Below are 13,351 nucleotides of genomic sequence, written 5' to 3'. Positions count from 1 at the left end.
CAAGGAATAACGCCAAAGCCATGGATAAGTGGTGTGGCGCATTGGGGGGGATAGTCCGATCCCCGTGAAGTGATCAGAGACAACTTTGTCTGCCTATAGATGGCCTATCCAGTGAGGATGCATTAAATGAGCCTTCGTCCCGCGCCCGCTTTCAAGAAAATTATCCATGGCCTGTTCTGGACGGGCCTCAGCGTGAATGCGGCTCAGGCCGCACCTGCCAATTGTTCGCAACTGGACAGTTGGTCGACAACGTTCGAGGTCGGTCAGGGGCTGCAGAATGAACTGCGCAGCCCCGTTCCGGTAACGCAACTGGCGGTGGGTGACCCGAAAATTGCCGACGTGCAACCCAGCGGCAACAACGCGTTCATACTCACGGGCATTGCACCGGGGACCACCAGCCTGATGGTCTGGACTGCCTGTTCGAAAACGCCGCGCCAAAGCATGGTGTTCGTCAAGGGTAAAGCCACATCGGCACTGACCAGTGTGCCGTCGGTGCCCTCCGACGACCCGCTGCTGCCGAGCCAGGTGCAGACCGATATCCGTTTCGTCGAAGTCAGCCGGACCAAGCTCAAGGAAGCTTCCGCCTCGATTTTCGGCATCCGTGGCAACTTCCTGTTCGGCTCGCCGAGAACCTTGCCCACCATCGGCGGCATAGTCACGCCGGTGCTGCCGGTGAACAACAACAACTTCAACCTCTCTTTTGCTACCGGCAGTACCCTGGTGGCGCTCAATGCGCTGGAAGGCAGTGGTTTCGCCTACACCCTGGCGCGGCCAAGCCTGGTAGCGCTCAGCGGGCAGAGTGCGAGCTTCCTGGCCGGCGGTGAAATACCGATTCCGGTGCCCAGCTCAGGCAGCGATAACGTGTCCATCGAGTACAAGGAATTCGGTATCCGCCTGACTCTGACGCCGACCATCGTCGGGAAAAATCGCATCGCGCTGAAGGTGGCGCCGGAAGTCAGTGAACTGGACTTCACCAACGCCGTGAGCATCGCCGGCACGATAGTCCCGGCCCTGACCGTGCGCCGTACCGATACCAGCATCTCCCTGGCCGACGGCGAGAGCTTCGTCATCAGCGGCCTGATCAGCTCCCGCAACAATTCCCAGGTGAACAAGTTTCCGGGGCTGGGCGATATCCCGGTTCTGGGCGCATTTTTCCGCGACAACACCATCAACCGTGAAGAGCGCGAACTGCTGATGATCGTCACCCCCCATCTGGTCCAGCCACTGGCTGCCAATGCAACACTACCGTCATTGCCTGGCGAACAGCTGCGCAATTACGACCCGAACTTCTACCGCATGTTTTTCCTGGAAAATGGCGACTTCGACAGTCTCAGCGGTCTCTCGCAATGATCCGGAGCCTGAACCAGACTCGCCTCGCCCTCACTCGTAACGGTGACGTTGAACGCCTGCCGGGCCAGCTTCATTGCCATTGGCCGGGCGTTCAACCTGTTGTAGCCAGAGGACATACGATGAAAGCAGTCATTGCAATAGCGACGACGTTAATGCTCGCAGGTTGCGCCAGTAATGGCCTGACTTCGCGACCGCCCAGCTGTGCCAAGCCCGGTTCGGAGCAGGAACTGGCCCTGAACCTGGCCGACAACATGGCCGACGAAGGCCGTTTGTATGCCAGCCTGGCGAATCTGGAAGGTTTGCCCGATGACCTGGTCCAGGTTCGCCTGCGCAAGGCTCGGGTGTTGCGCATGATGGGGCGTAGCGGCGACGCGCAGCCGTTGTACGAAAGCTTGCTCGGCACCTGTCTGACGGCTGAAGGGGAACATGGCCTGGGCCAGTTGGCCGCCGCCAAAAATGATAACGCCTCCGCTGCCACTCACCTTGAGCGTGCGGTGAAGATGGCCCCCACCGACGACAGGATGCGAAATGACCTGGGGGTCGTCTACCTCAATCAGCGACGGATCCCTGAAGCACGCTTTGAGTTCATGACCGCCATGGAGCTCAAGCAGGCAAACACATTGGCGGCACTCAATATGGTGACGCTGCTGATCTACCAGGATAACTGGAAGTCGGCTGCTGACCTGGTGACCCGCGCCGACTTGAGCCCCAAGCAAGTCGCCGAAGCTCAAACCCGCGCGGAAAAACTCAAGGCCTCCGCCAAAAAAGTGGTGGCTACCGAGGGGAATCGCAAGACGGAAGTAGCCGATGCCTCTTCCAGTGCGAATAAGTAGAACGTACGAGGAATCGAGATGAAGACCAAAAGGCTGTTGATCGTGTGCATGGCTTGCCTGTCCACCACTGCCTGGGCTATTGAGCCGGGCCCCTCTTCGCCGTACCAACAAGGCACCGAACAGTGGTTGCAATTGCAGATTCGAGGTGTGGTTGCCTCCCCTAATCTGCAAACCGCTTCGGCCGCCGAACGTGAACTGGCCATGCAGCGCTGGCTGAATAGCTTCAACTTCCCGATTCCGATGTTTTTTGAACAGGATGCTGGGGGAGATATGAGTAGCGGCAACTGAGGCATGTCGATGGGTGATCAGCCTCTGGCGTAGTCCAGAGTAGCCTGGCTGCAAAGCCGGGCTTGATGTCGTGTTCAGGAAAGTAGTCTCTACACATTATCCAACCCTGGTCGGATGATCCCGCGGCGGGAAATGTGTGGGTCCATGACAGGAAAGTGCAGATCAGGCTCGGGGGGCAAGGCCATCACACTCGATAGCCCCTGCCCGTTTTACCTCACCCGAATACTTTGAGTACACCGATCATGGCCGGGCCGATAGCGACCAGAAAGAAGCTCGGCCACAGGCAGAAAATCAGCGGGAATATCAGCTTGGTACCAATTTTCGCCCCCATCTCTTCGGCGGCCTGCGTACGCCGGTCACGGAATTCATCGGCATAGATGCGCAGCGTATCGGCCACGCTGGTACCAAAGCGAATACTCTGCGCCAACAGGCTGACCAGCCCTTGTACGTCATCCAGACCCGTGCGCACAGCCAGTTGTTTGAGCGCCGCGGTACTGGAAATGCCCGCGCGGATTTGTGCATTGACCAGGGCCAGCTCTTCAGCCAGTTCGACCTGACTGACCGACATCTCCTCAGCCACCCGTTCGATCGTCGTAGGCAAGGCAAGGCCCGACTCCACGCACACGACCATCAGATCCAGCGCATCCGGAAACGCGGCACGCAACCGACCTTGTCGCAACTGCTTGCGCTTGGCGACATACAGCGCCGGCAGCAACCATCCGATACCGGCTGCCAAGACCACCACCAGCAGCCCCATGGCCAGGGAAACCCTGGGAATCATCGGCAATAGCAGCAACGTAATACCGACTAATAACAGCGGCGTCATCAAGCGCACAGCCCAGTACATCTGCACCGCTGAAGTGGAACGGTACCCAGCATGCGTCAATAAAGTCTGGGTGACGGAGGTCTGAGCCGATTCGGCCGAGGCAAAGCGCTGGCCGACCCGTTCCAGTAACAGTTGCAGATTACCCGGGGCTTCTTGCCCGGCGGTGTTGCCTAAATGACCACGCTTGATCAGCGCCAGACGACGCTGCACCGGATCCTGAAGCCCCAAAATCAGCAAGCTCACGGCGACAACTGCAAGCACCGTACTCAAACCGATCGCGCCGAGGAACAACAGGCGCGCCACCTCCTCGCTTCCCGTGACCCGACTGAACAACCCGAGCAAAAAGTCCATGACCTGTACCTCCCGGTAGCGAAAACCGCTTAAACCTGAATCCGAATGATTTTGCGTATCCAGAAAATCCCGAGCAGCATGGCGAAAAACGCCCCGATGATCAGTTTGTGGCCTATGGGATCATTGAGCAGCACAGGCATGTAGGTGGGGCTTGTGACAACGATCGCAATCGCCAGCACGAATGGAATCGACACCAGCACCCAGGCTGACATCCGCCCTTCGGCCGACAGGGTCCTGACCTTGCGCTGGAAGCGAAAACGCCCGCGGATCAGGCGACTCAAACGCTCCAGCACCTCGGTCAGATTACCGCCGGTCTCGCGATGGATGAGGATTGAGGTCACCAGCATCATCACCGTCATGCTCGGCATCCTCTCCAGCAGGCCGAGCATGGCCCGACGTACATCGTTGCCATAGTTGATGTCCGCGAAAGTCAGGCCAAACTCCTGAGCGACCGGCCCCTTATGCTCCTCGCCGACCAGGCGCAGGGTTTCGTTGAACGGGTGCCCGGCGCGCAGGGCACGGCAGATGGCATCCAGTGCATCCGGCAGGCCTTCCTCAAACCCGGCGAAGCGTTTGCCACGGTCACGAGAAATTTTCAGCAGTGGTAGCCAGAACGCTCCGAAGCCCGCCAGCAACGCCATCCACCAGACTGACGAGATCATCCAGATCGAGAAACCCGCACAGGCGCCCAGGAACAGCCCGAGCAACAACACCCGATAAGCACGATATTCATGACCGGACTGCTCGATCATCTGGGTCAGGCTCGCCATAAAGGGCAACTGCTCGAGCATGGCCTCCAGCGGCGTCAAGCGCGTCAGGTACTTCTGTCGCAACACCGTCTGCATATTGGGCAGGTTGTTGGCCTTCTCCAGAACGTGCAAACGGCCGCGGATACGCTTGCGCATCTTGCCGGCCTCGCCGAACACCGGCACCACCACCCCCTGAGACAGGAGGAACACAGCGATAAACACCATGCCGAGGAACATCAGAATGAATTCACCAGGAATATTGTTCATGACTGCCGTGCCTCCATCCATTCAGGCCTGAACATCGTAAGCGGCAACTCGATGCCGCGCTTGGCCAGCACATCGCGGAACGCGGGGATCATGCCGCTGGGCCGGTAATCACCAAGCACTTCGCCGTTTTCGCCCATGCCATGGCGCACGAAGGAAAAGATTTCGGTCATGGTGATGATCTCGCCTTCCATGCCGTTGATTTCCTGCACGCTGACCAGTCTGCGCTTGCCATCCTCTTGGCGCTCCAGTTGGATCACCACATCAATGGCCGACGCGATCTGCTGCCGCATGGCCTTGATCGGAAAGGTCGCCCCGGTCATCGACACCATGTTCTCGACTCGCCCCAACGCATCGCGTGCGGTGTTGGCGTGGATCGTGGTCAACGAGCCGTCGTGACCGGTGTTCATCGCAGTCAGCATGTCCAGCGCCTCGACGCCACGCACTTCGCCGATCACTATGCGGTCTGGACGCATCCGCAGGCTGTTGCGCACCAACTCCCGCTGGCTCACTTCGCCACGGCCCTCGATGTTCGAAGGCCGGGTTTCCAGGCGCACCACATGGGGTTGCTGCAGTTGCAGTTCGGCCGAATCTTCGATGGTGACAATCCGCTCGTTCTGCGGAATGAAGCTGGACAGCACGTTGAGCATGGTGGTCTTGCCGCTACCGGTACCGCCGGAAATCAGCACGTTCAAGCGCCCACGGACAATCGCCTTGAGCAGCAGGGCAATGGCCGGGGTCAACGTCCCCACCTGGATCAGACTGTCGGTATTGAGCAGGTCCACCGCAAAGCGCCGAATCGACATGCTCGGGCCATCGATGGCCAGCGGCGGGATAATCGCGTTGACCCGCGAACCGTCCTTGAGCCGGGCATCCACCAACGGCGAGGACTCGTCGATACGCCGCCCCAGGCTGGAGACGATACGGTCGATGATGTTCAACAAATGCTGATCATCGCGAAAACGCACATCGGTCCGTTGCAGTTTGCCGAAGCGTTCGACATAGACCGAGGCAGAGCCGTTGACCAGAATGTCGGACACGCTGTGATCGGCCAGCAACGGTTCCAGAGGCCCCAGGCCGAGCACCTCGTCGGTGATCTGCTTGATGATCAACTGACGGCTGACGGTACTCACCGGTGCCGAATGCTCATCGAGCAGGCGCTGGCAAATATCGCGAATCTGCCGAGCAGCCTCGGCCTGTTCAAGGGAGTCCAGCAAGGACAGGTCCATGACTTTGAGCAACTGCTGGTAGATCTTTTCCCGCCACTCCGCCTCCACCGGGGTGACCTGGCTTTTGGTTTCGTAAAGAACGTCTGGTGCCACACGTTCCCACGCCATTATTTCCTCTGGCGGATCCAGCAGATCGTCACCCGGTTGGGCAGCGGCGGGTTTACCGGACTGTTTGCGCAAGCGGTTACGAAAGTCGCTGATCATGGTTCATCCCCCGAAAACACGGTTGAAGGCGCGTTTGAACAAGCCTTTGTTGCCAGCTACTTGTTGACCGACCAGGTCCTCGGTCATGTCGCGCAGTGCAGTAGTAATCGCTGCCCTCGGCGCATGCAGCCCCAACGGCACACCAGTGTTCTGACTCTGGCTGACCAGATTGAAGTCGTTGGGTAATTTCGACAGATTGGTGCAGCGCAGCGCCTCGCCGACATCTTTAAGGCTGATCGCTGCGGCCTTGTCATAACGGTTGACCACGATCTGCAATTGATCCCCGCGCACACCCAGGTCATCGCGAAGAATCCGCACCAGAGAGCTGGCATCGCGCAGATGGCTGACGCTCTGTTGCACCACCACGTACACCCGATCCACCTGCTCCAGCACAGAACCGGTGAGGTGATCGATTTGCCGCGGCAGGTCGACCACCACCCAGCCATAGCTGGCGCGGGCCAACTGCAACAGGGTGTCAAGTTGCTCGGGTTGGGCATCCTGCGGCAAACACAGCTCACCGGCCCGACCGCCCAGCACATGCAAGGTCGGGCTGAAGTGACTGCAAAAACCGCGTAACGCGACGCTGTCCATGCCGTTGACCTGATGCAACACCTCCAGATGGCTGTGCGTCTGCGCCACATCCAGATAATGCGTCACGCTGCCAAATTGCAGGTCCATATCCAGCAACAGGGTACTGCCGCCTTTCATGCTGAGCTGTTGTGCCAGGTTGCAGGCCACCAGGGTTCCGCCGGAACCGCCCTTTGCGCTCATCACGGCGATCAATTTCCCGTCAGCCCCACTGCCGCTCCGAACCTCCGTGACCAGCCGATTCATGGCGGCGACCAGTTCGGTCTCGGCGATGGGCTCCGGCAGCACGTCCCGGGCACCGGCCTGCATCGCCAGGCGCATGGCTTCCTGTTCGCTCAGCAGTCCGCACACCAACATCGGCGGACGCTCATGGGCCGGGTGTTGCAACAGTGCCGACAATTCCTCGCGCCACAGGTGGCTGACGCGCAACAGCAACAGATCGGGCATACGGTCCAGACTGTAGAGCGGGTCAACATGTCCATTGCTCACCAGGCGAGTGCTGACCTCCAGGCCAGGCATGCGCTGACAGACACTCTGCAGATCGCGTAAAGAGTTGGCATCACGGCTGCTGATCAGCAACCGCAACCCGGTTTTGCCAGTCGAACTGGCAATCGGCGTTTCCTTCATATTCAGCATGGTGTGATCTCCCCGGAATCAGAGTGACGCCCGAGACTTTCGCGTGGCAACGTTGCCCTGAATGCAGGCAAGGTAATGGGCACGCCGAACCCGGGAATAAACAGATTGAAAACGAAGTTTTGCAGACTCAACTGGACATAGCGGATGGCACGAAAGCCGTTTGCGCTGACCAGGTCAGCTGGGTTGGCCACCAGGGCGCCATTTGCGTCCAGGTAGGTCAACGTCAGATTAGTGGTGGCCAGATTGCTGATCAGCTGGCTCGTACCTGCGTCGGTCGCGGCATTGAAGATTGCCCGCCGCAACACCACCGGATCGCTGATATTGCAGACGGCTGCCAGGCGCGCACCACGGCGCGCGGCCTCATCCAGTGCATTGACCGTGAAGTACAGGCGGCCCATTTCCAACACGCCGAACAACAGCGTGAACACCAGCAGACCAACGAACGCGAACTCCACCGTATAGATTCCGCGCATGTGTTTTCTATTCATCACAGTGCCCTCATCACGGTAGTGGCAACCAGGGGAATGTTCAGCGCAATCTGATTGCCAAAAAAACCCGGAATCGAGCCGGCACAATTGCCACTGCCAATCACCGGGCAGAACGTATAGGTGATGGTGACTCGCACATGGTCGGTGCCCACCGCAGCGACGACCACGTTGTCAGGCGTCAACCCGGACAACACAGCGGTGCCGGTGTTGGCAGGCACGCCATACACCGCAACGTTTTTCGTCTGGGTCTGCAGCGCGTTGCTCAGAGAGACCGCCCCCAGCGTCGAGTCCCAGGCGTGGTTTGCGACAAAACGGTCGGCATCACGGCTGGCCTGCAGCAACACGTTGTACTGATAGAGCATGCGGCCGATCTCACCGAGGCTCAGTAACAGCAGCAACAACACCGGCAGGACGAGGGTGAATTCCACCATGGCCAGGCCTTGCTGGCGCTTCGGATGTTTAAACGCGTGAAGTCTCATGACGCCTCCTATGAGTCAGTGCTCGGAGTACCGCTGCCGTTGAGATAGGTTTTGTAGAGCTGGATGATCTGAGGGCCGGAATCGGTTGACGGCGTAGGGCCGGCCACGTTGTCGCCTTCGCACTCCTTCACGAACTGCCCGAAGATCTGAGCGTCCCCGCCACCGCCATCCATTGGTTGCACCACGTAATAGCAGCCAAAACCGAGGACAGGGATCGAGGTTGAACCGCCTTGTTTGCCAGTGCAGTTGCCCACCACAATTTTCATCATCCGGCGCTCGAACACGCCATGGCTCTCACAACCACTGCCAGACCCTGCCACACACCCGGCAACGCTCGTGCGCCAGTCGTTGTAGTCAAATATCGCGTCGCCGCCCGCCGTGAGATTGCCGTTGCTCGAGGTGACGGTTTGCCCCTTGTACTTCGCCTGTGCCGGTGTGACCGAGTCGTCGTAAGTGATCGCGGGGTTGCTGGACGCGGTCACCATGTCCGGCGGATAGTCCGAGGCACTGACCGGGCCGTTGTAGATGCCGAAGCGTGTGTTCAAGCCTTGGGAGGTAGGGCCGACCTTGTTGCCAGGTGCGGTCTGGACGTTGTCCCCCACAGTGCGGCAGACCTTGCCACCTCCGGCCAGGTCCTCCCTGACCGTACTGCCGCCCGAACCAAAATCGAGCAACTGAAAATTGCCTGGACCAATGGGCGACGAGTTGCCGGCAGCCGTCTTCAATACCTGCAAATCACCAAACTGGAAGCCCCAGAACATGCCAGCGCCAGGGTTGTATTGAGTCGGGTCGCCACAGACCATCAAAGGTGCGAGATCACAAGGACTGGTAGGGCTGGGTCCGGCAGTGGCGATTGCCGCCACCGCTTTGGCCCCCAGGCCGCCAGAACCGAATACCTGGGCGAAGTTCCAGAAAAATCCGGTCAGGTTATAGCTCGGTACCGATACCCGAACGTATTTGGCATTCGCTGGCCCGGGATAGGTGAACGGCCCATAGACACTGCTTGCCAGTTCCACCACCGCGAATGTGGCTGCGTTGCCACCAACCGCCGTTGCCAATTCTGTGTTGCCCGTGGCATTCGCATTTTGCGTCAGCGTATTGAGTGCGGCAGTGCGCGTCGTACTGGCAATATTGACTCCACCTTCCACCTGACTCAGGGTTTTGGCACCACTCAGGGCCGCGGCGTCCACCGCATTCTGCAAGCGCGTTTTGTTCAGCATCATGTGCCCGCCGTCCAAAGCCAGTGCGGCCACCATGCCAATCGCCGCCAACGCGATCACCATCAATACACTCACCGATCCTTTCTGGCGCCTTGGCGTCGCAGTGAACGGCTGCTGAATACGACGATTCATCATCAAGCCCTCATTTGCCAATACTGATGCGGATCGGCTCCGCCAAGACCTGGTGTCCAGGACCTGTTACGCCCTGTCAGCGAATGTTGACTACTTTGGTTTCGACCCCGCGGATGACGGTGACAGCCCCACCACTTTCGCCGCCGCTGCGTTGCACCACGCGTTTTGGCACCGTGGCGGTGGCCACCGTCATGACCGGTGCGACAGGCGCAACAGGTGCAACGGCCGCGATTTTTTTCTCGGAGTTCAGCGGATTGCGCAAGGTCAATTGCAGTTTCCCTTCCGTTTGCGCCGTGACCAGGGTTTCAGCCTCTGCGGTCGTCATTTCCAGCGTCACTGCACGCACCACCACCGGTTGGGTCTTGTCGGTACCTGCCGTCTGGTCCACCGCCAATACCCGCAAGTTCTCGAGGATGGTCCTGGACACGGCGCTGTTGCTGCCGGCACTGGTGGTTTTGGTCGCGAGTACATCGACCCGGTTACCCGGCAACAGGAACCCGCCCACACCGACCACATCGTCCACCCGTACCGAGATGGCACGCTTGTCTGTCGCAATCAGCGAAGCCAGGGTGCTGCCACCCAAGTGCTCACTCAGACGCGCACCGCGCACAATGTCGCCCTTGAGAATGTCGAACGTTGCGATCTTGCCCACAGCCTTTTCGCTCATGTCGAAGGCGTCTTCCGGGATCGTATCCATGGGCATGCGTACGGTCGTGACCTGCTGAGCCTCGACCATCTGCCCGAATGGAATCTCTACTGTGGCGACCACTACGCTTCGAAGGTGATCATCCGGGCTGGCATTGAGCCGGGCGCTCAGCCAGGAGTCGGCCATCCATGCAGCACCAAGGCCCATGACCAGGGAAACGCCTATCAGGGAAAGAGTACGAGAGCTCATGTCAGTATCTCCGTATCAAAGAAAGTCGAGCTGGACGAAGTAGTTGTGCCAGGCCCATTCCAACTCTTGCGGTGACAGTGGTCCGGAACCGCCCATGTAACGTTGACGATCGAGCGCCATGCTCAGGAGATCGCGGGGATGGCAAGGCACCAGGGGCATGCCTTCACTTGCATAAAGCCTTTGCAGCACATAACGCACCAGCAACTGGTCATAAGGCACGCCCAGACGCTCGCTTTCCTGACGCCAGATCTTTTCGTACTCCTCAGGCTTCAGATAACCGAATTGCAGCTTGTAGCCAATCCGGCGAAGAAAGGCCTCATCGGCCAACTCCAGGGGATTGAGGTTGGTGGAAAACACCAGAATCAGATCGAACGGCAGCTCGCAATGCCGACCGCCGCCCAGGTTGAGGAAATCGCACTTCTCTTCCATCGGGACGATCCAGCGATTCAACAACTCGGCGGGTGCCATGCGCTGACGCCCCATGTCATCGATGATGAACAGGCCATTGCTGGCCTTGAGCTGCAAAGAAGCCTGGTATTGGCGGGTGTTAGTGTCATAGCGAACGTCCAGTTGCTCCATGCTCAACTCACCGCCAGTGACGACGATCGGGCGTTTGCAGCGCAGCAATCGACGGTCGATCCCTTCGTTGAGCATCAGATTGTTCTGTTGAACGTTATCTTCGAACCGCTGATGCACTTGCGGGTCATAGATCTCGATCACGGACTCGTTGATGACGATGGCATGAGGTACCCAGATGGCCTCGGTGAACAGACGGATCAACCGACGGCTGATGTAGGTCTTGCCAGTACCCGCGGGGCCATAAATCATAATGGCGCGCCCGGAGTTCATCGCCACACCTAACTGATCGAGCATGCTGTCGGTAAGCACTACGCCAGCAAAGGCATTGCGCATATCGTTGGCGTTGATGCGACCATGGTGAATGGTTTGCAGTTTGATCAGGGACCGGTAGGTGTCCACCGGGAAGGGTGCCGCACCGATATAGCCACTGCGCGACAAGGCATCGCGGGCGGCGCTGCGACCGCGTTCGGTCAGGCCATAACGCAGCATTTGCCCACTTGTCGATTGCGACCCCAATTGGCCAAGCACTTCGACACGACCGTCCTTGCGCAGAAACGCCAGGACTTCATCAAGTACGGCGCCGGTCAGCGCCAGGCGCTCCACCAGCCGCGGCATGTCCAGCACGCCAGCGTCATACAAGTGCTTGCATACCAACTCGCCGAGGAAACTGTCTGTCAGTCCAGTTTCGCGGATTGTGCACGGCTGGGGAGCCAGTCGTTGCACCGCGCCCCGAGCGCTGGGGTAGGCATCACTATCGACAATGATGTGCATGACTAGCCTCCGAATCCACCGGCAACCAGTTGCCAGTAGACGCTGATTAAAGTGCCTATCAATATTGCAATCGAATAAGGGAAAGGCTTGCTGGCTACTTCATCTGAAGTTGGCGCCAGATAGGCCTGCGCCTTCAGAATCAACCAATAACGTCCCAGGGTCTGAAGCAGCTGGCCGCGATACAGCACAATCAAAAAACCGCACACGCCACCGGCTATCAGGCTGAACAAGGCAGCCCACAATGCAAAATGGAAGGGTAAAAAGCTGCCGACCATGGCCATTAACTTGACGTCGCCGGCGGCCATGCCACCCAAGGCGTACATCGGCAGAAACAGTGCAAAACAGACCAGGATGCCCAACAGGCTGTCACCCAATCCGCTGACGCCACCTAAATACATTTGACCGCCCAGTCCCAGGGCAAGGCCCAACAGGACCAGCATGTTGGGAATGCGGTGGCGACGCAGATCGCTCACCACCGCCACGCCCAATAGTCCTAGCAGTAAAACAGTCATTACCAACAATTCCATGGACATGGCGCGTCCCCCCCTAACCGGGATTATCGTTAGCAGCCAGCACCTTTGACCGCTGCGCAAAGTGCTGTAATCCTGGTGTTCACCTCGGCCCCCAAAAGAATAAACATTGCGGCAACCGCTACCGTCACTAATCCACCGGCCACGGCGTATTCCACAATTGTCAGGCCATCTTCATCTTTGGCGAACTTGGTGATTGAAGTTCTGATTGTTAGCAGATTCATTTTTGTATACCTCGCTTCAGCCGTGATATGGATCAGAAAGTACGTTGGCGGGGACAGCGTGAAGTCTATTGAGTTGCCCGGTCTATCAGAGAAACTGTAAAACTGGTTGCTCTATGGATATCACCGCGCCCCCACCGCAACGAGTGGCTGTCATCAGCAGGCGGCACCTTTGACCGCAGCGCACAGTGCTGTGATCCTGGTGTTCACGGCGCCACCCAAAAGAATAAACATTGCGGCAACCGCTACCGTAATTAAGCCACCGGCTACCGCGTACTCCACAATGGTCAGGCCATCTTCATCTTTGGCGAACTTGGTAATTGAAGTTCTGATTGTTTGCAGATTCATTTTTTAGTACCTCGTTTCAGCGGTCATACGACTCAGAAAATACATTGGCGGGGTCTGCGCGAAGTTCATTGAGTTGCCGGTCGATCAGAGAAACTGTAAAACCGGCTGCTCCGTGGATATCACCGCGCCCCACCACAGTGGGTTACTGTCATCAGCAGGCAGCGCCTTTGACCGCAGCGCACAGCGCTGTGATTCTGGTGTTCACGGCACCGCCCAAAAGAGTGAACATTGCGGCAACAGCTACCGTGATTAATCCGCCGGCCACCGCGTATTCCACAATGGTCAGACCGTCTTCGTCTTTGGCGAACTTCACTACCGAAGCCTTGATTGTTTGCATGATCATTTTGGCCACCTCACTCAAATGTTGTGT

General features: G+C 58.4%; 16 protein-coding genes. 3 read left to right on the top strand and 13 right to left on the bottom strand.

Annotated elements, in window-relative coordinates; translation table 11 throughout:
* The first annotated feature begins 126 nt into the window (after nt 1-126).
* The 3 genes from ACM6IO_RS18975 (at nt 127) to ACM6IO_RS18965 (ending at nt 2,471) form a co-directional block, all read left to right on the top strand.
* Nucleotides 127-1,350, top strand: coding sequence for a type II and III secretion system protein family protein (locus ACM6IO_RS18975; protein ID WP_008042348.1), 1,224 nt, complete (start codon nt 127-129; stop codon nt 1,348-1,350).
* 119 nt (nt 1,351-1,469) lie between these two features.
* Nucleotides 1,470-2,183 carry a tetratricopeptide repeat protein gene (locus ACM6IO_RS18970; protein WP_008029716.1) on the top strand — a complete coding sequence of 238 codons (714 nt, stop codon included), beginning with the start codon at nt 1,470-1,472 and terminating at the stop codon, nt 2,181-2,183.
* A gap of 18 nt (nt 2,184-2,201) precedes the next feature.
* Nucleotides 2,202-2,471, top strand: coding sequence for a DUF3613 domain-containing protein (locus tag ACM6IO_RS18965; protein WP_008042349.1), 270 nt, complete (start codon nt 2,202-2,204; stop codon nt 2,469-2,471).
* 214 nt (nt 2,472-2,685) lie between these two features.
* Here ACM6IO_RS18965 and ACM6IO_RS18960 read toward each other — a convergent pair whose 3' ends face one another.
* The 13 genes from ACM6IO_RS18960 to ACM6IO_RS18900 form a co-directional block, all read right to left on the bottom strand.
* A complete protein-coding gene (locus ACM6IO_RS18960) occupies nt 2,686-3,648 on the bottom strand; it encodes a type II secretion system F family protein (protein WP_192228465.1) in 963 nt (320 codons plus the stop codon).
* A gap of 29 nt (nt 3,649-3,677) precedes the next feature.
* Entirely contained in the window at nt 3,678-4,664 is a 987-nt protein-coding gene (locus ACM6IO_RS18955) for a type II secretion system F family protein (protein ID WP_008042351.1), read from the bottom strand.
* On the bottom strand, nt 4,661-6,094 hold the full coding sequence (locus tag ACM6IO_RS18950; RefSeq protein ID WP_008029707.1) for a CpaF family protein: 1,434 nt from the start codon (nt 6,092-6,094) through the stop codon (nt 4,661-4,663). Before ACM6IO_RS18950 ends, ACM6IO_RS18955 begins: the two co-directional genes overlap by 4 nt.
* Before the next feature lie 3 nt (nt 6,095-6,097).
* Complete coding sequence (locus tag ACM6IO_RS18945) at nt 6,098-7,318, bottom strand: AAA family ATPase (protein ID WP_226298682.1); 1,221 nt, start codon at nt 7,316-7,318, stop codon at nt 6,098-6,100.
* Entirely contained in the window at nt 7,312-7,806 is a 495-nt protein-coding gene (locus ACM6IO_RS18940) for a TadE family protein (protein WP_008029703.1), read from the bottom strand. Before ACM6IO_RS18940 ends, ACM6IO_RS18945 begins: the two co-directional genes overlap by 7 nt.
* On the bottom strand, nt 7,806-8,285 hold the full coding sequence (locus ACM6IO_RS18935) for a TadE/TadG family type IV pilus assembly protein (protein WP_008042353.1): 480 nt from the start codon (nt 8,283-8,285) through the stop codon (nt 7,806-7,808). Before ACM6IO_RS18935 ends, ACM6IO_RS18940 begins: the two co-directional genes overlap by 1 nt.
* 8 nt (nt 8,286-8,293) lie before the next feature.
* A complete protein-coding gene (locus ACM6IO_RS18930) occupies nt 8,294-9,640 on the bottom strand; it encodes a TadE/TadG family type IV pilus assembly protein (protein WP_207286434.1) in 1,347 nt (448 codons plus the stop codon).
* Between the two features lie 73 nt (nt 9,641-9,713).
* On the bottom strand, nt 9,714-10,532 hold the full coding sequence (gene cpaB, locus ACM6IO_RS18925) for a Flp pilus assembly protein CpaB (RefSeq protein WP_008042355.1): 819 nt from the start codon (nt 10,530-10,532) through the stop codon (nt 9,714-9,716).
* A gap of 15 nt (nt 10,533-10,547) precedes the next feature.
* A complete protein-coding gene (locus tag ACM6IO_RS18920) occupies nt 10,548-11,882 on the bottom strand; it encodes a hypothetical protein (RefSeq protein ID WP_008029696.1) in 1,335 nt (444 codons plus the stop codon).
* 2 nt (nt 11,883-11,884) lie between these two features.
* Entirely contained in the window at nt 11,885-12,415 is a 531-nt protein-coding gene (locus ACM6IO_RS18915) for a prepilin peptidase (protein ID WP_008029694.1), read from the bottom strand.
* Between the two features lie 29 nt (nt 12,416-12,444).
* A complete protein-coding gene (locus tag ACM6IO_RS18910; RefSeq protein ID WP_008042356.1) occupies nt 12,445-12,636 on the bottom strand; it encodes a Flp family type IVb pilin in 192 nt (63 codons plus the stop codon).
* Between the two features lie 153 nt (nt 12,637-12,789).
* A complete protein-coding gene (locus tag ACM6IO_RS18905) occupies nt 12,790-12,981 on the bottom strand; it encodes a Flp family type IVb pilin (protein ID WP_008042357.1) in 192 nt (63 codons plus the stop codon).
* Nucleotides 12,982-13,132: 151 nt separating this feature from the next.
* Entirely contained in the window at nt 13,133-13,324 is a 192-nt protein-coding gene (locus ACM6IO_RS18900; RefSeq protein ID WP_008042358.1) for a Flp family type IVb pilin, read from the bottom strand.
* Nucleotides 13,325-13,351 lie beyond the last annotated feature (27 nt).

It is taken from the genome of Pseudomonas sp. IT-P44, assembly GCF_949768225.1.
In the GTDB taxonomy this organism is placed as follows: Bacteria; Pseudomonadota; Gammaproteobacteria; order Pseudomonadales; family Pseudomonadaceae; genus Aquipseudomonas; species Aquipseudomonas migulae.
Note: the sequence above shows the minus strand (reverse complement) of the source record. Positions and strands in the feature narration are given on the sequence as shown.